This window comes from Pseudomonas sp. IPO3749, assembly GCF_013386605.1.
Taxonomy (GTDB): Bacteria; Pseudomonadota; Gammaproteobacteria; order Pseudomonadales; family Pseudomonadaceae; genus Aquipseudomonas; species Aquipseudomonas azotoformans_A.
In genome coordinates this window covers 1-23,938 of sequence record NZ_JACARN010000019.1, presented here as the reverse complement: position 1 = coordinate 23,938, position 23,938 = coordinate 1, and the positions used below count along the sequence as shown (strand labels likewise).

Annotated in this window: 21 protein-coding genes; 12 read left to right on the top strand and 9 right to left on the bottom strand. The window is 62.1% G+C overall.

The annotated features are described in order from the left end of the window. Nucleotides 1–260: 260 nt before the first annotated feature. The 5 genes from pdxH to dinG all read right to left on the bottom strand — a co-directional run bounded on the left by pdxH (nt 261) and on the right by dinG (nt 7,984). Nucleotides 261–908, bottom strand: a complete 648-nt coding sequence (pdxH, locus tag HX812_RS09475) for a pyridoxamine 5'-phosphate oxidase (protein ID WP_038849730.1) — start codon at nt 906–908, stop codon at nt 261–263. A gap of 27 nt (nt 909–935) precedes the next feature. Next, nucleotides 936–2,081: an OmpA family protein gene (locus HX812_RS09470; RefSeq protein ID WP_080642430.1), complete on the bottom strand. Its 1,146-nt coding sequence runs from the start codon at nt 2,079–2,081 to the stop codon at nt 936–938. Nucleotides 2,082–2,224: 143 nt separating this feature from the next. Next, entirely contained in the window at nt 2,225–3,370 is a 1,146-nt protein-coding gene (locus tag HX812_RS09465; protein ID WP_038849834.1) for an EstA family serine hydrolase, read from the bottom strand. Nucleotides 3,371–3,452: 82 nt separating this feature from the next. Next, nucleotides 3,453–5,750 (bottom strand): beta-galactosidase, encoded by a 2,298-nt coding sequence (locus HX812_RS09460; RefSeq protein ID WP_038849725.1) that lies wholly within the window; start codon nt 5,748–5,750, stop codon nt 3,453–3,455. Nucleotides 5,751–5,839: 89 nt separating this feature from the next. Beyond that, nucleotides 5,840–7,984, bottom strand: coding sequence for an ATP-dependent DNA helicase DinG (gene dinG, locus HX812_RS09455; protein WP_038849724.1), 2,145 nt, complete (start codon nt 7,982–7,984; stop codon nt 5,840–5,842). 99 nt (nt 7,985–8,083) lie between these two features. Between dinG and HX812_RS09450 the strand changes: the two genes are divergently transcribed. After that, a complete protein-coding gene (locus HX812_RS09450) occupies nt 8,084–8,548 on the top strand; it encodes a CopD family protein (RefSeq protein ID WP_038849723.1) in 465 nt (154 codons plus the stop codon). A gap of 57 nt (nt 8,549–8,605) precedes the next feature. On the opposite strand, the gene HX812_RS09445 is transcribed toward HX812_RS09450, so the two are convergent. Further along, nucleotides 8,606–9,364, bottom strand: a complete 759-nt coding sequence (locus HX812_RS09445) for a collagen-like triple helix repeat-containing protein (protein ID WP_038849720.1) — start codon at nt 9,362–9,364, stop codon at nt 8,606–8,608. A gap of 160 nt (nt 9,365–9,524) precedes the next feature. Continuing rightward, complete coding sequence (locus HX812_RS09440; protein ID WP_038849718.1) at nt 9,525–10,220, bottom strand: OmpA family protein; 696 nt, start codon at nt 10,218–10,220, stop codon at nt 9,525–9,527. A 190-nt stretch (nt 10,221–10,410) separates the two neighbouring features. Between HX812_RS09440 and HX812_RS09435 the strand changes: the two genes are divergently transcribed. Genes HX812_RS09435 through HX812_RS09420 form a run of 4 tightly spaced genes read left to right on the top strand, consistent with a single transcriptional unit; the run spans nt 10,411 to nt 12,083 of the window. Then, complete coding sequence (locus tag HX812_RS09435) at nt 10,411–10,908, top strand: DUF6231 family protein (RefSeq protein ID WP_038849717.1); 498 nt, start codon at nt 10,411–10,413, stop codon at nt 10,906–10,908. Between the two features lie 4 nt (nt 10,909–10,912). Beyond that, complete coding sequence (locus HX812_RS09430) at nt 10,913–11,383, top strand: YchJ family protein (protein WP_033902756.1); 471 nt, start codon at nt 10,913–10,915, stop codon at nt 11,381–11,383. Between the two features lie 20 nt (nt 11,384–11,403). Then, nucleotides 11,404–11,886 (top strand): LEA type 2 family protein, encoded by a 483-nt coding sequence (locus tag HX812_RS09425; protein WP_038849715.1) that lies wholly within the window; start codon nt 11,404–11,406, stop codon nt 11,884–11,886. Beyond that, on the top strand, nt 11,883–12,083 hold the full coding sequence (locus HX812_RS09420) for an SEC-C metal-binding domain-containing protein (RefSeq protein ID WP_003189235.1): 201 nt from the start codon (nt 11,883–11,885) through the stop codon (nt 12,081–12,083). Before HX812_RS09425 ends, HX812_RS09420 begins: the two co-directional genes overlap by 4 nt. A gap of 24 nt (nt 12,084–12,107) precedes the next feature. On the opposite strand, the gene HX812_RS09415 is transcribed toward HX812_RS09420, so the two are convergent. After that, nucleotides 12,108–13,502 (bottom strand): ATP-binding protein, encoded by a 1,395-nt coding sequence (locus HX812_RS09415; RefSeq protein WP_038849712.1) that lies wholly within the window; start codon nt 13,500–13,502, stop codon nt 12,108–12,110. Continuing rightward, nucleotides 13,499–14,209, bottom strand: coding sequence for a response regulator (locus HX812_RS09410; protein WP_038849710.1), 711 nt, complete (start codon nt 14,207–14,209; stop codon nt 13,499–13,501). The genes HX812_RS09415 and HX812_RS09410 overlap by 4 nt, the downstream gene beginning before the upstream one ends. Before the next feature lie 198 nt (nt 14,210–14,407). Here HX812_RS09410 and HX812_RS09405 point away from each other — a divergent pair, with 198 nt between their 5' ends. The 7 genes from HX812_RS09405 to HX812_RS09375 all read left to right on the top strand — a co-directional run bounded on the left by HX812_RS09405 (nt 14,408) and on the right by HX812_RS09375 (nt 23,870). Beyond that, the gene (locus HX812_RS09405) at nt 14,408–16,789 is read left to right on the top strand and encodes a TonB-dependent siderophore receptor (RefSeq protein WP_038849708.1); all 2,382 of its coding nucleotides are present in this window, start codon (nt 14,408–14,410) and stop codon (nt 16,787–16,789) included. Nucleotides 16,790–16,792: 3 nt separating this feature from the next. Further along, nucleotides 16,793–17,473, top strand: coding sequence for a Fe2+-dependent dioxygenase (locus HX812_RS09400; protein ID WP_038849706.1), 681 nt, complete (start codon nt 16,793–16,795; stop codon nt 17,471–17,473). A gap of 28 nt (nt 17,474–17,501) precedes the next feature. After that, a complete protein-coding gene (locus HX812_RS09395; protein ID WP_038849703.1) occupies nt 17,502–18,614 on the top strand; it encodes an ABC transporter substrate-binding protein in 1,113 nt (370 codons plus the stop codon). Beyond that, nucleotides 18,611–19,669 (top strand): iron ABC transporter permease, encoded by a 1,059-nt coding sequence (locus HX812_RS09390; protein ID WP_038849700.1) that lies wholly within the window; start codon nt 18,611–18,613, stop codon nt 19,667–19,669. Before HX812_RS09395 ends, HX812_RS09390 begins: the two co-directional genes overlap by 4 nt. Continuing rightward, complete coding sequence (locus HX812_RS09385; protein ID WP_038849698.1) at nt 19,666–20,451, top strand: ABC transporter ATP-binding protein; 786 nt, start codon at nt 19,666–19,668, stop codon at nt 20,449–20,451. The genes HX812_RS09390 and HX812_RS09385 overlap by 4 nt, the downstream gene beginning before the upstream one ends. A gap of 105 nt (nt 20,452–20,556) precedes the next feature. Continuing rightward, nucleotides 20,557–21,201, top strand: a complete 645-nt coding sequence (locus HX812_RS09380) for a glutathione S-transferase N-terminal domain-containing protein (protein WP_038849696.1) — start codon at nt 20,557–20,559, stop codon at nt 21,199–21,201. Between the two features lie 227 nt (nt 21,202–21,428). Continuing rightward, the gene (locus HX812_RS09375) at nt 21,429–23,870 is read left to right on the top strand and encodes a penicillin acylase family protein (protein WP_038849500.1); all 2,442 of its coding nucleotides are present in this window, start codon (nt 21,429–21,431) and stop codon (nt 23,868–23,870) included. Nucleotides 23,871–23,938 lie beyond the last annotated feature (68 nt).

Here is a 23,938-nt window from a genome sequence, read left to right as displayed (position 1 = left end):
TCCAAAGGACAGGTGGTCATTAAACGCTGCAGCTTGCCGCCTGTCACGGCAAGCACCGCAGAAAATTGCTTTCATTCAGCCTGAGTACAGACTGCCCGCACCAGAAAAATCGACGAACGGTAATTCAACCTTCGAGCATTACATTGATTGTAGTCGCAACGGTCGCCGAGAACTCGGCGCGGCAGTGCACGCCCGAAGTCTCTGTAATAGAGACTTCGGGGTGACGGTCTGCATTCAAGGGAAGTGACGAAAGGTGCAGCTCAGGGCGCCAGTCGCTCGCGCGTCCAGTCAGCCCCTTGCTGGCGATAGTTCAGGCGGTCATGCAGGCGACTGGCGCGACCTTGCCAGAACTCGATGCGCTCCGGCAGCAATCGATAGCCACCCCAATGCTCGGGGCAGTCGGGCTGGGTGTCGCTGAAACGCTGCTCGGTGGCCTTGAGCAGGTCGTGCAGTTCCTCGCGGTCACGAATGACCTGGCTCTGCGGGGACGCCCAGGCGCCCAGGCGGCTGCCGAGCGGGCGGACCTGATAATAAGCGTCCGACTCTTCAGCCGTGACCTTGACTACCCGCCCCTCGATACGCACTTGGCGCTCAAGGGTTGGCCAGAAGAAGGTCATGGCCGCGAACGGCCGCGCCGCGAGCTGTTGGCCCTTGGCACTCTGATAGTTGGTGAAGAAGGTAAAGCCCTGCGCGTCCAGGCCCTTGAGCAACAGGATGCGACAGTGCGGGCGACCGTCCTGGTCGACCGTGGCCAAGGTCATGGCATTGGCTTCCACCGGAGGCTGCTCGGTTTTCAGCGCATCAGCAAACCACTGGTGGAACAAGGCAAACGGCTCGCTCGGGGCCTGGGCCTCGCTCAAACCATCCCGTGTGTAGTCACGGCGCATATCGGCCAGTGCCTGGGTCATGCGACTTTATCCTTCTGGTTCAGCGGATCAGTTTTTCGCCTGGTCGTTGGCCGGTGCAGCGGCCTTGGCTTTGGCCGGCGCTGGCTTTTTGGCAGCTGGCTTGGCCGGAGCTTTTTTGGCGGCTGGCTTGGCGGCGGCTTTCTTGGCGGCTGGCGCCTTTTTAGCTGCAGCCTTGGCCGCTGGGGCAGGTGCTGGAACGTCCTGCACTGCAACCATCTCGGCGACAGGCGGGGTCTTGCCCGACTGGTATTTGCTCAACAGCGCCAGCATGGTGGTGCGCTGAGTGAACATGATTTCCATACGACGGTTCAGGGCACGGCCCTGGTTGCTGTCGTTGGCGGCACGTGGCATCAGGTCGCCCATGCCACGCAGCATCAGACGATCCTGCTTCAGGCCGCTGAGGCTGAAGATCGACGCGATGGATTGTGCACGTTCCTTGGTCAGCGCCTGGCTGGCTGGGGCAGTGCCCGTTGCGTCGACGTGGCCCAGTACCAGCACGGCGGTCTTGGGATCGGCTTCTACAGCCTTGGCAACACGGGTGAACGGACCGAGGGTGACCGGCAGAAGCATGGCCGGGCGTTTCGGGTTGTAGGAGCCGTCTACCGGGGCAATCACGACGAGTACGTTGTCGCGACGCTCCAGTTGCAGGTTGCTATCCTTGATGGCGGCGCGCAGGCGCGGCTCATAGTCGTCCAACCAGGCCTGGGTGATTTTTGGATCAGGCATCGGCACGTTGGTCACGTCGACCTTGGCCAGTGGCTTGGGCTTGCTTTCGAACGGCCACCACCAGTGGGTTTCGCTGTCGGTCTTGGCGACGGCAGGCGCCGGCTCGGCGGCCTTTAGGTCGGCTTTCAGGTCGGCCTTGGCATCGGCGGCCTTTTCGTCGGCAGTCTTGGAAGAGAACGGCCACCAGCTGGAACCGGTGTCAGCCTTGGCAGCTGGAGCGGGCGCGGCAGCGGCGACTACCGGGGCGGCAGGCTTGGCGCCGGCAGCGGGCTTGGCGTCCGGTTTAGCGTCCGGCTTGGCATCGGTTTGGGTCACTGCATCCTTGGTGGCGGCCTTATCAGATCCAAATGACCACCAATGCCCGCCCTCGGCATCATTTTGTGGAGTTTGTGCGCAGCCGGTAATAGTGAGGCATAGCGCCAGTGCCAAGGACTTGTTCGATAACATGAGATATCCACAAAATGAGAAAAGAAACGGGGGTCTGGATGACCCGTTAAACAGACGCTTAGAGAACATTAAAGTTACATCATTTCGTTCAGCGCCTTCTTATAGTTGCCTTTGTAACAAAAAAATGTGAAACAGCAAGGGGTTTACAGACAACCGGCCAATATTCCGACCAACTTCTGTGCCCGTGGGTCCATAAGTACATAAGGGCCCAATGTATTAGTCACGAAACCAAACGCTACATCATGCTCAGGGTCGGCAAACCCGACCGAGCCGCCTGCGCCGGGATGCCCGAATGCACGCGGGCCAAGGCCGAACGTGGCATTGGGCAACTGCGGTTGGTCCAACATGCAACCCAGGCCAAAACGGGTCTGGGTCAATAATGTTTTATCCGGCCCGATACTGTGTTCACGGGTCAATTGTTCGAGCATGTCGGCTTCGAGCAAACTACCGTCCAATAAGCCGCTATAAAAGCCCGCCAGGCTGCGTGCATTACCGTGACCATTTGCCGCTGGCTGCTGCATACGGCGCCATTCAGGTTTGTTAGTGCTGGTCAGAATAGACGGCGGATTGGCAAATGCACGGGTCGTCATGGCCGTGGGTTCACGCATCATTACTTGCAGCAAACGTTGTGCGGCTTCATCGCCCATATTGCCTTTGCTACGCGCTATATGTGCCACGCGATAAAACTCTTCATCCGCCAGGCCCACATGGAAGTCCAGCCCCAGTGGCCGCGCAACCCGCGCCACGATGGATTCTCCCGGGCCACGCCCATCGACGCGACGCAGCAATTCACCCACCAGCCAGCCGTAGGTGATCGCCTCGTAGCCATGACCTTGGCCGGGCGTCCACCACGGGGCTTCGGCCGCCAAGGTATCGACCATCAGTTGCCAGTCGTACAAAGCCTCGGTCGGCAGCATTTCGCGGATTGCCGGCAACCCGGCCTGGTGGCAGAGCAACTGGCGCAGGGTGATGGATTCTTTGCCCGCTGCCGCAAATTCCGGCCAGTAGTTGGCAACGGGTACGTCCAGTTGCAACTTGCCTTCGGCCACCAATTGCAGGGCTGTCACGGCGGTGAAGGTCTTGGTGCAGGAGAACAGGTTGACGATGGTGTCACTGTGCCAGGCCTCGGCACCGTCCTTGTCGGCGGTGCCGGCCCACAGGTCGACAACGGTTTCGCCGCCTATCTGGATACACAGCCCGGCACCACGCTCCTGCGGGTCATCGAACAACGCGGCAAAGGCTTCCCGTACCGCTTCGAACTGGAGTTCGTAATGACCCTGGATCTGCACCTGAACACCCTCGGACAACACAGCAAAAAGTGGCCGACATTGTTCCAGTACTGGTGGGTTTTGTGAACCCGTCAGCCCTCAATCAATGACCATTCCCTGAGTGCCCGCCCGCATGCCCGGCGCCCTGCCCCGGGCCTTTGCCTTCGTGCCCGGCCCTGCCGCCTTCGCTTTCACGCACGGCGCCCGCCGCCTTGGCCTTTTCCGCTTCCTTGCCCAGTTGATCGACCGCTGCCAGATTGCTTTTGCGCACGCTGTCGACAAAACCCTGGAACGGCACATCGGTGATGCCCACCAGGCCAAAGTGGCCATTTTCGCCGTCCAGCAGACGCCCGGTTGCCGGCTGATCCAGGTATTGGAACCAGTGCACGCCGACAATCGACGGTTCAGCCATGGCCTGCTTGAGGAAGTTGCCGTACGCCACACCGCGGTCCTCTTCCTTGGCCAACTGCGTCACACCGCCCCAGAACGGGCCACGGTCAGCCGAGCCGAAGTTGAATTCGGTGATCAGCACCGGCTTATCCAGCGCACGCAGGGCAGCGAAGTCATAACCGTCCTGCGGCTTGAGGGTGTACATGTTGAAGCTCAGCACATCGCAATACTGAGCGCAGGACGCCACGGCTTCCGGCGTGCTCACGGCGAAACGACCGCCCAGCAGCAGCTGGTTGGGCGCATGCCATTTCAGCGAGTCGGAAATGGTCTTGAAGTAAGCATCGGCAAAGGTCTTCTGGAAGTATTTGAAGTCCGCTTCGATCTCCGGGTGCTCAGGGTTGGGCATCGGCGGTTCGAAGCCTGGGTCTTCCATCAACTCCCAGCCCTTCAATTCAATGCCCCAGGCTTTCGACAGGCCCTCTTCGTTACGGTACTTGTCACGCAGTTGCTTGAGGAACGCGCGCTTGGCCGGAACGTCGGTGGTCATGCGCAAGGTGCCGTAGGCCAAGGCATAGCGAGACTTCGGATCATCACCTGGGCCGGCCCAGGCCAACTCGTTGTCGGCAAAGAAGCCGATCAACCACGGATCATCGCGGTGATCGCGGGCGGCGATAGCGACGGCGCGCTCGGTGGCCATGGCGAAACGCGGGTCGAACGGGTCGGGCATGCCGCCCCACCAGTCGGTGCCGGTGCTGATGCTGGTGTAGTCGCCGACGATCGACAGCGGCAAGGTGTAGGGTACGCGATCGGCACGGGCGAGATCGTCGTCGCTCCAGTTGCCCACAGTGTTGAAACCCCAGGCTTGCAGGCGGTCGAGGGTGTGAGTGGTCCAGCGCTTCTGGTCAAACCCGTCACCGCCGTAGGTGCGTTGCAGGTTGGCGCCGTAGAAATCATACCAGCGCCCGGCGCCAAAGCTGCGGCCTTCACCTGCGCCGTTGCCGGTGCGGTTGTCGCCGCTGCCGTAATACTTGTCGAACGGTTCGCCAGCCTTGGGCAGCGCCGCGAACATCCATTCTCGGCCGGACACGTAGGTCTGGTTGTTGTCCGGGGCCACGGTATTGACGCCCAGCGAATAGAACGGATGCCCCTCCGGCGTCACCAGGTACCAACGCCCGTCGCGCTTCTCGGTGCGGAAAAAGCCGCTGGCGTCGAAGGCCGGGCCTTTGTTCCAACCGCCGAACTTATCCAGTGACGATTTCTCTCGCGTGGCCAGCCAGCCCTGGAGCTGCTGTTGCTCCTTGGCGGCGGCAGCCTTGAGCTGTTCGTCGCTGCTGACCTTTTCCGGCCAGCGGGCACGGGTGGATTGACCATAGGCATCCACCAATTCGCTGTAGGCGGCCTTCAACACCGGCTCGCTGTCCTGCACGCCAAAGCGTTCCAGCAGGATGCTTTGGGCGGCGTTGGGCTTGATCATCGACAGCGTCACCGAAACCACCTGGCTACGGTCGATTTCACCCGCGCTGCTGGCCAGCAAGACGCGCTGGCCGTCTACGGTGATCGGCATCGGCGGGCCGGCCTTCATGCCCTGGCTCAGCGGCGAGTTGGCCTGCAACGGCACCAGCAGGGTCTGCGCCGGGCCCGCCGGCAGGTCGATGCGGCTGATCAGAGTGCGGCCATCACTGCTCTGCACTTTCACGTAGAGCGTCAGCGCCCAATCCATCGCACTCTGGATGCGCAGGCTCATGGCCCCCGACTGAGACCAGTCCCAGGCGCCCGTCTGTGGGCTGAGCACCAGGCTGGGTTCGGCAGCCGGGTTGAAGGTGATGCGGCGTAGCACTTCGCCTTCGGGGGTCTGTTCAGCGTTGTACTGCGGCAGGCTGGCGTCCTGGGTCGCCACCTTGACCACATCGGCAGGCCGGACGAAATTGAACAGGGTCTGTTGCCCGGCGGGCGCGGCCAGCAAGGGCGCAGCGAACAGCAGGGCAAAAAGAGCGGGCAGCGTGCGAATCATACGAGCAAGGTTCTCCCAGACGGCCGATGAATGGCCTGATGAAATACAGTGAGATAGACCACGAAGTGGGCGAATCCGCCCACGGTGGCTTAAGAAATTTCGCGCCTGAACGGCGGCAACGCATTAAGGATAGCCTTGCCATAGCGCTGGGTGACCAAACGGCGGTCGAGCAAGGTGATGGTGCCTCGGTCTTCTTCGGTACGCAGCAAGCGACCGCAGGCCTGGACCAGCTTCAAGGAAGCATCCGGCACCGAGATTTCCATGAACGGGTTACCGCCCCGTGCTTCGATCCATTCGGCCAAGGCCGCCTCGACCGGATCATCCGGCACCGAGAACGGGATCTTGGCGATCACCACGTGCTCACAGTAGGCGCCGGGCAAGTCCACCCCTTCGGCAAAGCTCGCCAGGCCGAACAGCACGCTGGAATCACCGCCATCTACCCGCGCCTTGTGTTTGTTCAGGGTTTCCTGCTTGGACAGGTTGCCCTGGATAAACACCTGCTTGCGCCAGTCACGGTCGAGGCCGTCGAACACGTCCTGCATCTGTTTGCGCGACGAGAACAGCACCAGCGTTCCGCGTGAACCTTCTACCAGTTCCGGCAGGTCACGGATGATTGCGGCGGTGTGAGCCGCCGCATCCCGTGGGTCGGCCTTGAGGTCCGGCACCCGCAACACGCCGGCATCGGCATGATGAAACGGGCTCGGCACCACCGCAGTGACGGCCTTTTTCGGCAGGCCGGCGCGCATGCGGAAGCGGTCGAAGGTGCCCAGGGCGGTCAGCGTGGCCGAGGTAACCAGGCAGCCGTAAGCCACGTTCCATAGGTTGCGGCGCAGCATTTCCGCCGCCAGGATCGGGCTGGCGTTGACCTCGATGTCGAACAGCGCACCGCTTTCCGACAGGGTCAGCCAACGCGCCATCGGCGGGTTGTCTTCCGGGTCTTCAACGGTGAAGGCCGTCCACAACTCCCAGTTGCCCTGGGAGCGGGACAACAGGCTGCCGAACAGTGGGTACCATTCCTCGGCCTGGTTGCTGGCGATGCCGATATTGACCTCGCCGTCCATGCCCTCTTTGAGCAGGTCGGTGAGGCGGGTGAACAGATCGGTCAGGCGTGAGAAACCCTTCTTCAGCTCAATGCCCATTTCGCGCATGTGCTCGGGAATCAAACCGCCGACGAACCGATGACGCGGCCGCTCGCGGCCCTCGACGTCTTCACCGGGTTTGAAGTCCGCCACCTGCTCGCAGGCGCTGAACATGAATTGCTGCTGGGTCTTGATCTCCCGCGCCAGCTCCGGCACCTGTTCGATCAGCTTGCCCAGGTCGCCGGGCAGCGGGTGCTGGGCCAGCAACTTGGTGAGGTTCTTCGCGGTGGTTTCCAGCCAGTCGGCAGTGGAACGCAGGCGCGTGTAGTGGGCAAAGTGGCCGATGGCCTTGTCGGGAAGGTGATGGCCTTCGTCGAAAACGTAGAGGGTGTCACGCGGGTCCGGCAGCACGGCGCCGCCGCCCAGGGCCAGGTCGGCCAGGACCATGTCGTGGTTGGTGACGATCACATCAACCTTGCCCATGCCTTCGCGGGCCTTGTAGAAAGCGCACTGGCCGAAATTGGGGCAATGACGGTTGGTGCACTGGCTGTGGTCGGTGGTCAGGCGCGCCCAGTCGGCATCCTCCAGGGCGGTGGGCCAGCTATCGCGGTCGCCGTCCCATTTATTGCCGGCGAGTTTCTCGATCATGCTGGTGAACAGCTTCTGGCTGACTTCATCCACCTCGATCTTGAAGCCTTCTTCTTCGAACAGTGACGCGGTGGCGGTTTGCGCGTGGCCTTCCTGTAGCAGTACGTCGAGCTTGGACAGGCACATGTAGCGGCCACGGCCCTTGGCCAGGGCGAAGGTGAAGTTCAAGCCGCTGTTGCGCATCAGGTCGGGCAGGTCTTTGTAGACGATCTGCTCCTGCAGGGCGACGGTGGCGGTGGCGATCACCAGGCGCTTGCCGGCGGCCTTGGCGGTGGGGATCGCGGCCAGGCTGTAGGCCACGGTCTTGCCGGTACCGGTGCCGGCCTCGACGGCCACGACCGCGGGCTCACCCTCGCGGCGGCCTTCGTCGTCGGTGTCGATATCCCCGAGGACCTTGGCCACTTCGGCGATCATCAGGCGTTGGCCGTAGCGCGGTTTCAAGCTCTTGGCTTCGAGAAAACGCGAATAGGCGCCCTGGATCGTGGTTTTGAGTTCAGTGCTGATCATGGATAGTCGGGCGCAAAAAACGCTGGATAAATTTTCAGTGGTTCGGATCGGCGGCTATCATACCCCGCTAATGAATCCCGCGCAGAACGGAGTACCACAATGACCGCGTTTAGCCTCGCTTACACCCTGCATGTATTGGCCGCCCTGGTATGGGTCGGCGGTATGTTTTTCGCCTGGATGATCCTGCGCCCCGCCGCTGTGGCGGCACTTGAGGGCCCTGCCCGGCTCAGGTTGTGGGCGAATGTGTTTCAACGTTTTTTCGTGTGGGTGTGGGTCGCGGTGGCGATTTTGCCGATCAGCGGCATAGGCCTGCTGCAGTTGCGCTTCAACGGCTTTGAGACAGCGCCGCGTTATGTGCAGGTGATGATGGGGTTGTACCTGGTGATGACGGCGTTGTTTATCCGTATCCAGGCGCTGAAATTCCCGGAATTGCGTACGGCGGTGGCGGCCGAGGACTGGCCGGCGGGGGCTGCGGTGCTGGGGCAGATCCGCCGGTTGGTGGGGATCAATTTGATCGTGGGGTTGGTGGTGGTGGCGATTGCTTCGGCTCGACCCATGTTCTAAGGGTGTTCTTTAGGGCCTCTTCGCGGGCAAGCCCGCGAAGACGTCAGCCCAAACGGTTCACAGCCGCTGAATAGTCACAGTACCCGCAGGCCCAGCCGGCCCCGGCTGCCCTTCCAACCCTGGGCGGCCCTTTTCGCCGCCATCAGCGCGATACACCAGGCAGCCCTTGGACTGTCCACCCTTGCCAGGCTTACCCGCCGTGCCGGCCAATCCGCCGGGACCACCGTCCACCCAGACCTTGATCTGCTGCGTCGGGAAGTCCTGCGGCAACTCGACCCGCACCTGCGCACCGGACGCGCCAGGCAAGCCATCACCGCCGTTGTCACCATTGGCACCGCGACCGGCCGAACCCCAGGTACAACCTGGGTCCGCGCCATTGGCACCGTCCAGCCCGGCATAGCCTTGGGCACCGGCGCCGCCGCGAGCGTCGACTGAAAGTTCGTCTGCTGCCAGGGAATTGATGCGCAAGGTCAGGTCACGCCCGGCCTTGGCCGGTTTTTCGTGGGTGCCGGGCGCGCCGCGCGAGGTGATCTGGCTGCCGTGGTCCAACTGCGCATGGCGCACCTGCAATTGCAGCGCGGTGTTGCCGGGCACGATGGCGATGCGCGCGTCGCGGCCCAGGTGCAGTTCATCCACCGTGACCTGGCTGATGGTGGCGGGGATCAGCAAGGTGCCGTAATCCGCCACATCCAAGCGCTCCAGTTGCAACACGCTGGTGCTGCTGGGCAGGCGCATCAACGAGTTGGTTTCCACACTGACGCTTTGAGCCAGGGCAACAGGGCTGACCAACAGGGCCAGCAGTAAAACCTTACGCATCGTGGAGCTCCCCAGAATTCTTTTAAAAATTATTTCTAGTTTTTCTTTGGACGCACAGTAACGACTTCCGCAGGCGCTTTGCCAGTGAAGGATCAAAAAAGTTAATAAAGGGGGAGGATTGGCAGCAATGCCCCTGTGGATCCCACAGGGGCAAGGGCCGTCAGCGGTTGATCTGGATTTCCGTACGACGGTTCAAGGCGCGGCCTTCAGCGGTTTTGTTGTCGGCGACCGGATGGCTTTCGCCCGCGCCGGTCACCGAGACAAAGTTGCTGCGCGGTACGCCTGCACCGATCAGGTAGTCCGTGACCGAATGGGCGCGTTTTTCCGAAAGTTTCTGGTTGTAGGCGTCTTTACCGACGCTGTCGGTGTGGCCACTGACCCGCAGCTGGGCGCTCGGGGCTTCCTGTTTCAAGCGCGTGGCGACGGTATCGAGCTTGGTTTTGTCCGCCGCCGTCAGCTTGGCCGAGTCGAACTGGAAGTGCACATCGCGGATCACGATGGTTTCTTCCTTGACCACGACCACCTCCTCAACCACGGCCGCTGGCGGTGCCGGTGGGCAACCATTGGCATCCACCTGCACGCCTTTTGGCGTGCCTGGGCACTTGTCGCGGCTGTCCGGCACACCATCGCCGTCTTCGTCGCCATCGCCGTGCACCCAGCAATAGGCGCCCGCCATGCCGCCGATCAGCAGCGCACCAGCGCCCGCGTAGGCCGAGCTTTCAGTGGCACCGATCGCCGCACCGGTCACACCGCCAAGGGCGGCGCAGGTGGGCCAATCGGTTTTTTGCAAACCTGCGCAACCTGTCAATACTCCGGTTAGCAGAACCAAGGGTAGAGCTGTCCGCATGATGCTCATCTGATTTCTCCTGAGGGGATCGGCGGGGGCCGATGGGTGGAGTAAAGACCGCTCTTTTCATCTGCGCCACTACGCCGCGCCCCTGTATTCATTGAGGATCGCCGCATTCTTAAGACTTTTCTCGGCCGCCCGCTCTAGGCCCGCACGCTCAGCCGCGCTAGTCTCTAGGGTCCTGATGTGAGGATCTCTGATGATCGCCGGTATTTCTGCCCGTACCCCCCAGCAAGCCTTGGCCGCCTTGCTCGACCTGCACCAGCCCAAACGCCTGTTGCTGTTGGGCGCCAGCCAGTTCCCGGCACTGGAGGCTTTTCAAAAAGCCCACCCGGATACCCAAGTGTCCCTCGCGCAGCCCGGCGCGTTGCCCGCGGAGCTTGCCGCACAGCGGTTTGACCTGGCCCTGGTGGTGGACTGCCTGGAGCACCTGTCAAAACCGCAAGGCCTGACCCTGCTCGGCGGCATCCGCAACCTGAATGCCAGCCGCATCGCGGTGCTGGTGGACCTGGGCGCCTGCGACTGGAAGGACACCGACTTCTTCTCCCTGGCCCTGCAGGCCGGCGAGCGCTTCCAGCGCGACGACCAGGTTCTGACGCTGTTTACCTATGATCTGCTTGACTATAAACAGGTGCCGGACTGGCTCAACGCCCGCTTCTGGGCCAACCCGGAAAACTTCGGAAAGTATTGGTGGTAACCCGATGAGTACATCCATTTGCCCCTGCGGCAGTGGCAACCTGCTGGATGCCTGCTGCGGCCATTATCACGCCGGCCATCCGGCACCCTGCGCCACCGCGTTGATGCGCTCGCGCTACAGCGCCTATGTGCTGGGCCTGGTGGACTACCTGGTCGCCACCACCCTGCCCGCGCAACAGGCCGGTCTGGACCGTAACGCCATCGCCGCCTGGAGTGCCCAAAGCACCTGGCTCGGCCTTGAGGTGGAAAGCTCCGAGGTGTTCGGCGGCCAGCCGGAACACGCTTTCGTGACCTTCACCGCGCGCTGGCATGACAGCACTGGCGAACATAGCCACCGCGAGCAGTCTTCTTTCGTACAGAATGACGGGCGTTGGTACTTCATCGACCCGACGGTGGAAGTGAAGGCCGGACGCAACGATGCCTGCCTGTGCGGCAGCGGGCAGAAATTCAAGAAGTGCTGCTCCAGCTACCTCTAAACCCTCAAAGGATTAACGCCATGCTCCGGATGTACAGCTTGATGCTGGCGTTGACCCTTGGCCTGACCGGCTGCGCGTCGTGGTTCGAAGACGACTCCCCGCCGCCCCACGTTTCCCTGGTCAAAGTCGAAGTGGTGCGCGCCAAGTTGCTGGAGCAGAAATTCAAGCTGTACTTTCGCGTGGACAACCGCGACGACGCCGACCTGACCGTGCGTGGCCTGATCTACAAGGTCACCTTGGATGATTTTGTGCTGACCGAAGGCGAGTCCAATGAATGGCTTACCGTACCGCCGCGCAGTCATAAGTTTTTTCGGGTGTCGGTGCGCACCAACCTCTGGCCGCAAATCCGCGATGTGGTGCAGATGCTGAAAAATCCTGACCGGCCAGTGCCGTATCGCCTGGAAGGTGAGCTGAAAACCGGATTATTCATCGGTTATGACGTGCAGGTGAACCACAATGGCGAGATAATCCCCGGCGATTTTATTCCGGAGCGACATCGATGACTCAGCAACCCCATGTCCATGGTCCTGACTGCAACCACGATCACGATCACCATGATCACGACCACGGCCATGTCCACGGCCCGAACTGCGGCCACGCTCACCAGGAGCCAGTGCGCAACGCCTTGAAGGACGTGGGTCGCAATGATCCTTGCCCATGCGGCAGCGAGAAGAAATTCAAGAAGTGCCACGGGGCGTAAGGCCCTGACCCCGGAGGAGCCCACTTACTGTGGTGAGCGGGCTCTCCACAAAAGCAGCTCCACCACAAGCCCCCCACCTTCGCGATTACGCAAACTCAGCCGGCCGTCATGCGCCTTGGCGATGGTGTGAGCGATGCTCAACCCCAAGCCATACCCGCCGGTCTCGGCATTGCGTGAACCTTCCACCCGATAAAACGGCTCCATCACCTGCTCCAGCTGTTCTTGGGGAATCCCCGGCCCCCGGTCGCTGATGACGATCTTCAAGCTCTCCGCCTGGTCCTCGACCCGCACCACCACCTCACTGCCATAGCGCACCGCGTTCTCCAGCAGGTTCTGCACACAACGCTTGAGGCTGCGGGCGTAGCCCGGCAGTGGCTGTTTGGCCCGGCCTTCGATCACCACGTTTTCGCCCACATCTTGCAAATCCGCCTGCAAGCTTTGCAGCAAGGCGTTGATATCGATGTTCTGCCGTGCCTCGTTGATTTCGCCACTGCTGACAAAATCCAGGGTGCTGGAGACCATGTGCTCCATTTCTTCCAAGTCACTGCGAAAACGCTCCTTCGTACGGTTGTCTTCCAGCATTTCGGTGCGCAGGCGCAGGCGTGTGATCGGTGAACGCAGGTCGTGGGAAATAGCCGCAAGAAAGCGCGTGCGCTCGGCGATGTTGGCGATCAGCCGCTGTTGCATGGCATTGAACGCCTGGGCAGCACGGCGTACTTCGGTGGGGCCGTCCACCGATAACGGCGGACGCTGGATATCCCGCCCCAGGGCTTCGGCCGCCTTGGCCAACGCGTTGAGCGGGCGGATCGCCAGGCGCACCGCCACCAACGCGATCAACACCAGCACCAGCACCCGCAGCAAATAAATGCGCATGACGTAATCGAACAGCAGGTCCAGCGGTGAAGTGCTGGTCCAACCCTGTTCTTCGCTGGCATCCACCTGCAACCAGCGGCCGTCAGGCAGGCGCAGGTCAATCAGAAACTGCCCCACCACCGGCTTGGAACCGAGCAGGGTCGACAGCCCGGCGGTTTGCCCTTCGCCATCCACCAGCGACAGGCGCAACAGGATCAGCGTCTGGGCGTAACCGGTTTTTTCCGACAATACCTTCTTGATCAACCGTTCGGTGGGCCGGTCGCTGTCGTGAAGCGTGCTGGGCGTATTACTGGCCTGGTCGCTGAGGGTCAGGCGGAAGGTCGGCGTGTCGAGCATCTTGATCAGCAGGTCCGCCTGTTGCGGGTCGCTGTGCACCAGGCGCACCACGTCCGCCAGGCGCGTGGCGATCAAGCGCGCCGGGATTTCCAGTACCTGCCCATGACGTCGGTCGTACCAGATGCTGCTGGTCAGCGCCTGCGCCGCGAGCATGCCGCTGACCAAAATCAGCACCAACCGCCCGAACAGCGAACGCGGCAGCAGTCTCACGATTCCAGCACCACGTCGTCGGCAGTGAGCATGTAGCCTTCGTTGCGCACGGTCTTGATCAAATGGGCCGGCAGTTGCGAGCGCAGGCGGCTGACGCACACGTCGATGGAACGGTCGAACGGCGTGCTGTCTTTGTCGAACACGTGGTTGAGCAAAAAGTCGCGGCTCAACGGGCGATTGGGGTGCTGCAACAACAGGCGCAACACGCGGTAATCCGAGTTGCCCAGACTGACCACCACGCCCTCCGGCGACAGCAATTGTCGCGCCCGCGTGTCGAGCTGCCAGCCGGCAAAACGGATGCTCGGCGCTTCATCCAGGCGCGCGCGGTCGGGAAAGCTCTGCACCCGGCGCAGCACCACCTTGATCCGCACCAGCAGTTCACGCGGATCGAACGGCTTGGGCAAGTAATCGTCCGCGCCGATTTCCAGGCCGACGATGCGGTCGATCAACGAGCCTTTGGCCGTGAGCATCACCACCGGCGTGTTGGAGTTCACCCGCAGTTCGCGGCACAAGCTCAGGCCGTCTTCGCCTGGCAGCATCAGGTCAAGGACGATCAGGTCAATGACATTCAGCGCCAGGCGACGGCGCATTTCCTTGCCGTCGGCGGCGGTGGACACCTGGAAGCCAGCGTCGCTCAAGTAGTCGCAGAGCAACTGGCGGATTTGCGGGTCGTCATCAACGATCAGCAGGTGGTCTTGCTTGGCCATGGGCAGTCAATCCGAAAAACAATGAAACGCAGCAAATAGCCGAAAGTTCAGCCAGCCGTGCAGGCAAATGTAATGGAATGTTGTAGGAAACCATAATCACGCATCAGCGATACAAACCTGGGGTATGGCAGGGGAAATCGCTCTTTAGACTACCGAACCTAAATGAGAGTAATTGTAATTTAGACTCGGAAGCCACTCATGTCATTGCCCACACCTCGCAGCCACACGCTGCACACTACTCTGGCGCCGATGTTCGGCCTGCTGGCTGCCGGCAGCGTCGTACCGGTTGCCTTGGCTGACGCGCCAACGGCCACGTCCAATGACTCGGTGCTGAGCCTGCCGGAAATCAAGGTCGATGGCGAAGCCACCTCCACCTTCAAGGTGGACCGGGTGACCTCGGCAAAAATCAGCCAACCGCTGCTGGACGCCCCGCAAAGCGTGACCATCGTGCCGCAGCAGGTGCTCAAGGAGCAGAACGCGCAGACCCTGCAGGAAGTGTTGCGCAACGTGCCGGGCATTACCTTCATGTCCGGCGAGGGCAACCTGGGCTGGGGCGACCTGTTTTCGATTCGCGGGTTTTCTTCAGAGCAGAGCCTGACCGTCGACGGCGTGCGCGATGCGGGCATGTCCACCCGTACCGACACCTTCAACCTGCAACAGGCGGAAGTGTTCAAGGGCACCGGCTCCATCGAGTCCGGCGTGTCCGCCGTGGGTGGCAGCGTCAACCTGGTGAGTAAAGAAGCGCACCTGGGTGATGCCAACCGCGTCTCCGCCGGTATCGGCACCGATGCCTACCGCCGTCTCACCGCTGACCTGAATAAACAGATCAACGACACCACCGCCGTACGCGTCAACCTGATGAAGCACTACAACCAGGTGGCCGAACGTGACGACGTGGACTACGACCGCTGGGGCATCGCCACCTCGTTCGGCTTCGGCCTGGGTACTGACACGCGCTTCTTCATCGACACTTTCTATCAGAAAGATACCAACACCCCGGACGGCGGCGTGCCGATCCAGCGTGGGACGAATGGCGACCGCATGCCCGGCGTGAAGCGCTCCAACTGGTACGGCGACTCGAGCCTCTACACCCAAGAGAACAAAACCACCTCGCTCACCGCACGCTTCGAGCATGACTTCGACTGGAATGACGCCAACCTGCGCAACCAGACCCGTTGGGAACGCAGCGACAATTTTGCCGTGCTCTCCCCGGCGCGATTCTTCGCCGCCAACGCCAACGGCCAGAAGACCTGCACCGGCACCCGCTGTGCGACCTTGGGCTACACCGGTGTAGGACCTATCAGCCAAGTGCCGGGCAGCACGGTGAATGCCTACACCGATTATGTAAATAACAGTAATACCGCCTACGGCATCCTGCGCGGCAGTGACTTCGGTTTGTCCAAGCGCTACACCATCCTCGACAACCAGACCGACTTCAATTTCAACCTCACCACCGGCAGCCTGCAACACGCCGTGGTCAGCGGCCTGGAGTTCTATCACGAGACCTACGGCGGCCTGAAACGCAACGCCAAGGTGCCGGCCGGCGACCTGCTGTTCGACATGAACGACCCCAGCCACAGCTTCGCTAGCACCTACGTGACCAAAGGCGAAGGCGACCCGCGCTCGGTGATCGACAACGCCGGGATCTATCTGGGCGACACCATCACCCTCAACGATCAGTGGCAAGTGCTGGGCTCGTTGCGCTATGACAACTGGCGCGCACAAACCAGCCAGCGTGGCCAGGCCAGCATCAGCAGCACTGACGGTGCCGTCAGCGGTCGGGTTGGCGCGGTGTTCAAACCGCTGCCCAACGGCAGTATCTACGTGTCCTACAGCGAAGCGGCGCAGCCGTCGGCACTGGGCGCATCGACCAACAACCAGATCTACGGCGCGGCCAGCACCAGCAACTACAGCCCGGCCAAGTCCAAGACCTATGAACTGGGCACCAAGTGGGACATTGCCCACGACAGGCTCAACGTCACGGCGGCGATCTTCCGTACCGAACTGGACAATGCCTGGGAATACCAGGACGGCGAATCCGCCCCGGTACGTGCCCTGCCCGCCAAGCGTGTAGACGGCATCGAACTTGGCCTGCAAGGCAATATCACCCCGCGCTGGACCGCCTACAGCGGGTTCTCGGCACTCAAGAGCACACAGACCAAAGGCATCAACAAAGGCGCCGAAGCCAAGAACGTCCCCGACCTGACCGCCAACCTGTGGACCACCTATGCCGTCACCGACGCCCTGAGCCTCAGCTACGGCGAGCAATACGTGGGCCGACGCCGCTACACCGACAACAAGTACGTCGGCGGCTTGAACAACAACAGCAGCTACGCCAATGGCCCGTCCGGTGTGTACGCGATCTACACCCGCGACCACGAAAAAGCCCCCGGCTACTGGCTGAGCAACCTGGCCGCGCAATACAAGGTGAACAAGGACACCACGGTCAACCTCAACCTCAACAACGTGTTCAACAAGTTCTATTACAGCCAGGTCGGCGCATCCCTCGACGGCTTCCAGCTCTACGGCATCCCAGGTGCCGGGCGCACCCTCACCGCCAGCGTCGACTATGAGTTCTGAAGCGTGCTGATCGAAATCCCGGCGCTGCTCAGCGCCAGCGAAGTCGAAACCACCGTGGTCACCTTGCTCGATCAGCCCTGGGTTGACGGCAAGGTGACCGCCGGACAGCGCTCGGCCATGGCGAAAAACAACCGACAGTTGTCGGAAGAGTCGCCAGTGGCCCTGCGCATCGGCGAGCAAATTCTGGCGCGGCTGTCGGACAACGCGCTGTTCATGTCGGCCGCCTTGCCCAAGCGCATCTACCCGCCGCTGTTCAACCGCTACAGCGGCGGTGAAGCGTTCGACTGGCATATCGACAACGCCATTCGCGGCATCAAGGGCGTGCGCGAGCGGGTGCGCACCGACATCTCCGCCACGCTGTTCCTGGCCGACCCGGCCAGCTACGACGGCGGTGAACTGGTGATCCGCGACACCTTCGGCGAGCACGCAGTGAAGCTGCCCGCCGGGCACCTGCTGATCTACCCCGGCAGCAGCTTGCACAAGATCAACCCAGTGACCCGCGGTGAACGCATCGCGAGTTTCTTCTGGATCGAAAGCCTGGTGCGCGAAGACAGCCAGCGCCAGTTGCTCTTGGACATGGACGTCGCCATCCAGACCCTCACCGCCCACGACGCCGACCACCACGCGCTGCTGCAACTGAGCGGCGCCTACCACAACCTGTTGCGGCGCTGGAGCGATGTCTGATGCGCCGCCTTCACCTGGAGTCCCTGCCATGTTGAAACCCCGTCACCTGCTCAAGCTGGGTGTGCTGTTCGGCGCCCTGGTCCTCGGCCACGCTGAAACCGCTGCCGCCCATGAAGTCACCGACGTGCTGGGCCGCAAGGTCGAAGTGGCTGACAACGTAAAACGCGTGGTCCTCGGAGAAGGCCGGTTGATCTCGGCGTTTGCCCTGCTGGACCGAGACGCGCCGTTCCAACGCATCGTCGGCTGGCAGAACGATTTGAAGCTGCTGGACCAGCACACCTATAACGCCTACGTGGCGAAATTTCCCACGGTGAAAGACATCCCGCTGATCGGCCAAGCGTCGGAACAAAGCGTCAGCGCCGAGGAAATCCTCTCGCTGAAACCTGACCTGGCGGTGTTCAGCATTTCCGGCCACGGCCCCACCGAACACAGCCCGGTCGCCGACGTGCTGGCCAAGGCCGGCATCCCCGTGCTGTTCGTCGACTTCCGCATCAATCCGGTGCAGGGCACCCACACCAGCATGACCGCGCTGGGCCAGGCGTTGGGGCGTGAAACCCAGGCCAAGGGGTTCCTGGATTTCTATGACCAGCACCTCAAAGTCATCACCGATGCGGTCGCCACTTTGCCGGCGGGGCCGCGCCCGAGTGTGTTCCTCGAACTGCTGGCCGGGGCCTGGCAGGCGCCGGGGCACACCACCGGCAAAAGCGGCATGGGTGAAGTGATCAAGCTGGTGGGCGGGCGCAACATCGCCGCCGACGTGGTGCCGGGGGCGCTGGGGGATATCAGTGTGGAGTACGCGCTGAAAGCGGATCCGGATATTTATGTCGCCACCGGCAACCACAAGCCTGGGCTGATCCTGGGGGCTGGCGTCAGCAACGACGAGGCGCGTGAAGCCTTCGACCGCGTGCTGGCACGCCCGGAATTCGCCAACCTTCGCGCCATCCGCGAAGGCAATGCCCACGGCCTGTGGCATGACTTCTACAACTCGCCGTACAACCTGCTGGCGATTGAGTCACTGGCCAAATGGGTGCACCCAGAACTGTTCGCCAAGCTGGATCCGCACGCGACCATGGAGCAGATCAACGCGCAGTTCCTGGGGATGCCGTTGCAGGGTGCGTACTGGATCGACACCCCTAAATGACCACCCAGACACTCGACCTCGCCAGCGCCACCCACGGCTACCGCCGCCTGCTGGCGCGGCGTACCTGGCTGCTGGGCCTGCTCGGCACCGCACTGGTCTGCGCCATTCTGGTGGACCTGGCCAGCGGCCCGTCGGGCATGGGCCTGCTGGCGCTGCTTGACGGGATTGTGCACCCGTCGCATCTGAGCGCCACCGACCAGGTGATCATCTGGAACGTGCGCCTGCCCTACGCGCTGATGGCGGTGCTGGTGGGCTGCGCGTTGTCGCTGGCCGGGGCCGAGATGCAGGCGATCCTGAACAACCCGCTGGCGAGCCCGTTCACCCTGGGCGTGTCGTCGGCGGCAGCGTTGGGCGCATCGCTGGTGATTGTGTTTCCGGTGACGACGCTGTGGGTGTCGGCCAACACGGCGATTTCCATCTCGGCCTTCATCTTCGCCGCTGCCTCGGTGTTTTTGCTGCAAGCCATGTCGCGCCTGCGGGGCGCCGGAGTGGAAAGCCTGGTGCTGTTCGGCATCGCCCTAGTGTTCAGCTGCAACGCGGTGGTGGCCTTGCTGCAACTGGTTGCCACCGAAGATGTGCTGCAACAACTGGTGTTCTGGACCCTGGGCAGCGTGACCCGGGCCAACTGGGAAAAGCTCGGCATCCTGGCCCTGGTGGTGGCGGTCGTCATACCGTTTTCCTTTGCCGCCGCACCGCGCCTGACCCTGTTGCGCATGGGTGAGGACCGCGCACAAAGCTTTGGCGTGGATGTGAAGCGGCTACGGTTTTTCTCATTGCTACGCATCAGCCTGCTGTCGGCCACCGCCGTGGCCTTTGTAGGCACCATCGGATTTATCGGCCTGGTCGGTCCGCATATCGCGCGGATCCTGGTGGGTGAAGATCAACGTTTCCTGTTGCCGGCCAGCGCTTTGACCGGCGCGTTGCTGCTGGCGCTGTCGTCGATTGCCAGCAAGTTGATCATGCCCGGTGTGATCGTGCCGGTGGGTATCGTCACCGCGTTGGTGGGCGTGCCGATTTTTGTGGTGCTGGTGTTCAAGCGCGGGAGGCAGTTATGAGCGAAGGTTTGAGCGTACACAACGCCCAGGTGAGTTACGGGCGCCGGCAGATCGTGCACGACCTGAGCCTGCCCACCCTGCCCCATGGCAGTTTGACCGCCCTGATCGGCCCCAATGGCGCCGGCAAGTCCACCCTGTTGCGTGCCGTGGCCGGGCTGGAAAAGATGCAAGGCGTTGTACGATTGGGTGACCTCGACCTGTCGGCCATGTCCGTCGCCGAACGTGCGCGACGCGTGACCTACATGCCGCAGAACCTGCCGCCGGGCTTGAGCCTCAGCGTGATGGAAAGTGTGATCGCCGCCCTGCGCGTGGCGAATGTCGAGGGCATTCCCTTGTCCAGCGATGCGTGCCTGCGTGAAGCCTTCGACGCCTTGCAGCGCATTGGCATCGCGCATTTGGCCGATCAACTGTTAAGCACACTGTCCGGTGGCCAACGCCAACTGGTCAGCCTCGCGCAACTGATCGCCCGTCGTCCTCAGGTGATGCTGCTGGACGAACCCACCAGCGCACTCGACCTCAATTACCAACTGAAGGTGATGGACTGCGTGCGCGGGCTGGTGCGCGAACACAACCTGATCGCCGTGGTGGTGCTGCACGACATCAACCTGGCTGCGCGCTTCGCCGACCATATCGCCGTGCTGCGCCAGGGACGTTTGTACGCCAGCGGTGCGGCGGATGAGGTGCTCAACCCGTTGTTGTTTGCCGAGGTGTATCGCGTGCGGGCGCGCATCGAGCGCTGTTCGCAGCAATCGTTGCAGGTGCTGGTGGATGGCGCTTTTTGATTTGCTTCTAAGGGTATGCGCAAATGTTTCATTGAATTTTCGCACACCCAACATTACCTATACCTACAGGCATCCGCTCAAGCATCACCACTTTTGGAGAGCTTCATGATCGACCTGTATTACTGGACTACCCCTAACGGTCACAAAGTATCGCTGTTCCTGGAAGAAGCCGGCCTGCCCTACAAGGTGCATCCGATCAACATCGGCCAGGGCGACCAGTTCAAGCCTGACTTCCTGAAGATCGCTCCCAACAACCGCATTCCGGCCATCGTCGATCAAAACCCGACCGACGGCGGCGCGCCGATTTCGCTGTTTGAATCCGGTGCAATCCTGCTGTACCTCGCGGAAAAAACCGGCGAGTTCCTTCCAAAAGACCTGCGCGGTCGCCAGGAGGCGCTGCAATGGCTGTTCTGGCAAATGGGCGGCCTGGGCCCGATGGCCGGTCAGAATCACCACTTCAGCCAGTTCGCACCGGAAAAAATCCCCTACGCGATCAAGCGTTATGTGGACGAAACCGCCCGCCTGTACGGCGTGCTGGACCGACGTTTGGCAGACCGTGCATTCGTGGCAGGGGAGGCCTACAGCATTGCCGACATGGCCATCTACCCGTGGATTGTTTCCCACAAGTGGCAGAGCCAGCGCCTGGAAGATTTCCCACATCTGCATCGCTGGTTCAACAGCATCAAGGAACGGCCGGCAACAGTCCGGGCGTATGAGCTGGTGCAGAAGGTGAACCCGCCTAAATCCTGAGTTGAAGCCTTGCTCGATCCAAATGTGGGAGCGGGCTTGCTCGCGAAGGCGATCTGTCAGTCGACATATTCAGTGACTGACACTCTGCCTTCGCGAGCAAGCCCGCTCCCACATTATTCTGTGCAAGACTCAAGATCTAACGGTTAACCCAAACTCCCGCTTGCGTCGTTTCGCCGCGCTCACTAACGTAGCGCCTTTACTGACGCTACCCCCGCAGGAGCTTTGCCATGGCCTCGCCAGCCCTCTCACATTTTCTTCCCCGGTTCGGCGTTGCCGCGGCAGTGGCCAGTGCGTTAAGCCTGGCCGGTTGCCAGCTCCAGAGCACCCAGGACACCCTGCCACCGGTCGCCGGCGTGCAGCCGATCAAAGGCCTGGCACAGAATGTTTCTGTGCGCCGCAATGCCCAGGGCATGCCGCTGATCGAAAGCAACACCTTCCATGACGCGCTGTTCAGCCTCGGTTATGTGCACGCCAGTGACCGCATCACCCAGATGGTCACCTTGCGCCTGCTGGCCCAGGGCCGCCTGGCAGAAATGTCCGGGCCTGAGGTGCTGGATGTCGACCGGTTCATGCGCGCGGTCAACCTGAAAAAAAGCGCCGGCGAGCTGTACAACGCCTCAAGCCCGCGCCTCAAGCGCTTCTTTGAAGTGTATGCGCGTGGCGTCAACGCCTACCTGTTCCGCTACCGCGACAAGCTGCCGCCGGACTTGGCCCAGACCGGCTACAAGCCCGAGTACTGGAAGCCGGAAGATTCGGCACTGCTGTTCTGCCTGCTGAATTTCAGCGAGTCGGCCAACCTGCAGGAAGAAATTGCCTCGCTGGTGCTGGCGCAGAAAGTCGGCGTCGACAAACTCGCGTGGCTCACGCCTAGTGCGCCGGACGAAGCGATCCCGTTGGCCGAGGCCGAGAAACTCAAGGGCGTGAACCTGGGCCAGATCACCGGCCTGGCCGGGCTGGACGCGGTCAGCCAGCAACTGAGCAGCCTCAATTCGCTGGCAGTGACCACCTCAAGTAACTGGGCCATCGGCCCGCAACGCAGCCGCAGCGGTAAAAGCCTGCTGGCCGGCGACCTCGCCGCCCAGCCGCAAGCACCGTCGCCGTGGAGCTACGTGCAGATCCGTGCGCCAAAATACCAGGCCGTGGGCGCCTCTATTGCCGGCCTGCCGACGCTGTTGTCCGGCTTCAACGGTAACGTCGCGTGGAGCATGAGCACGGTCAAGGGCGACACCCAGGACCTGTTCCTGGAAAAAGTCAGACGCCAGGGCAGCGCGTTGTACTACGAGAACAACGGCAAATGGTTACCCGCCGGGGTGCGTAACGAAACCTTCTTCATCAAAGGCCAACGCTCGATTCGCGAAGTGGTGTACGAAACCCGCCACGGCGCCCTGCTCAACAGCAGCCAGGCGCTGACCACCGGCCTGGGCCTGGCGCTGCAAACCGCCGACTTCAAGGATGACAAGAGCCTGGATGCGTTCTTCGACCTTTCCCGTGCGAAAAACGCCGGCAAGGCCTCGGACGCCACCCGCGAAATACGCGCCATTGCGCTGAACATGATCTTCGCCGACGCCAGCAACATTGGCTGGCAAGTCACCGGACGCTTCCCCAACCGTCGCGAGGGCGAAGGCCTGTTGCCGTCGCCGGGCTGGGACACGCGATTTGACTGGGACGGTTACGCCGACGCAATGCTGCACCCGTATGACCAGGACCCGGCCCAAGGCTGGATCGGCACCGCCAACCAACGCACCGCGCCGCGTGGTTATGGCATGCAGCTGTCCAACTCCTGGGATGCACCGGAGCGTAGCGAACGTCTGGCGCAACTGGCCAACGCCGGCAAGCACGACAGCCGCAGCGTGATCGCCATGCAGTACGACCAGACCACCACCTTCGCCGCCAAGCTCAAGACCATGTTCCAGGCGCCAGGCATGGCCCAGCCGCTGAAGCAGGCGATTGACGCGCTGCCAGCCGCTGAGCAGGCCAAGGCACGTGAAGCACTGGGCCGCCTGATGGCCTTTGATGGCCGTTTGGTGTCCACCTCCGCCGACGCGGCGATCTATGAACTGTTCCTGCAGGAAAGCACCAAACAGATCTTCCTCGACGAACTCGGCCCGGAAAACAGTGCCAGCTGGAAGGCGTTTGTCAGCAATGCCAACCTGTCCTACGCCGCCCAGGCCGACCACTTGCTGGGCCGCGAAGACAGCCCGTTCTGGGACGACGTGCGCACCCCGCAGAAAGAAGACAAACCGGCGATCCTCGCCCGTAGCCTGGCCGCCGCAATCACGGCTGGTGACAGCCAGCTGGGCGCCGATCACAAGGCCTGGCAGTGGGGCAAGCTGCACACCACCACCTGGAAAAACACCAACGGCCAGGTGATTCGCGGTCCGCTGGCCGCCGGTGGTGACCACAATACCCTGAACCCGGCGCCGTACAGCTGGGGCCAGGACTTCCGCACCACCCAAGTGCCGGCGCTGCGCATGATCGTCGACTTCGGCCAAGTGGAGCCGATGATGGGCCAGGGTGGCATCGGCCAGTCCGGCAACCCGGCCAGCCCGAACTATGCCAATGGCATCGACCCGTCGCTTAAGGCGCAATACCTGAGCTTCCCGATGCAGCCGCAGAACTTCGAGAAGGTGTATGGGAAAACCCGGTTGACCCTGACGCCGGGCAAGTAACCGGAAAGCGTGGGGCTGGCTTTTACTGTGGCGAGCGGGCTTGTTGTGGCTGTGGTGAGCGGGCTTGC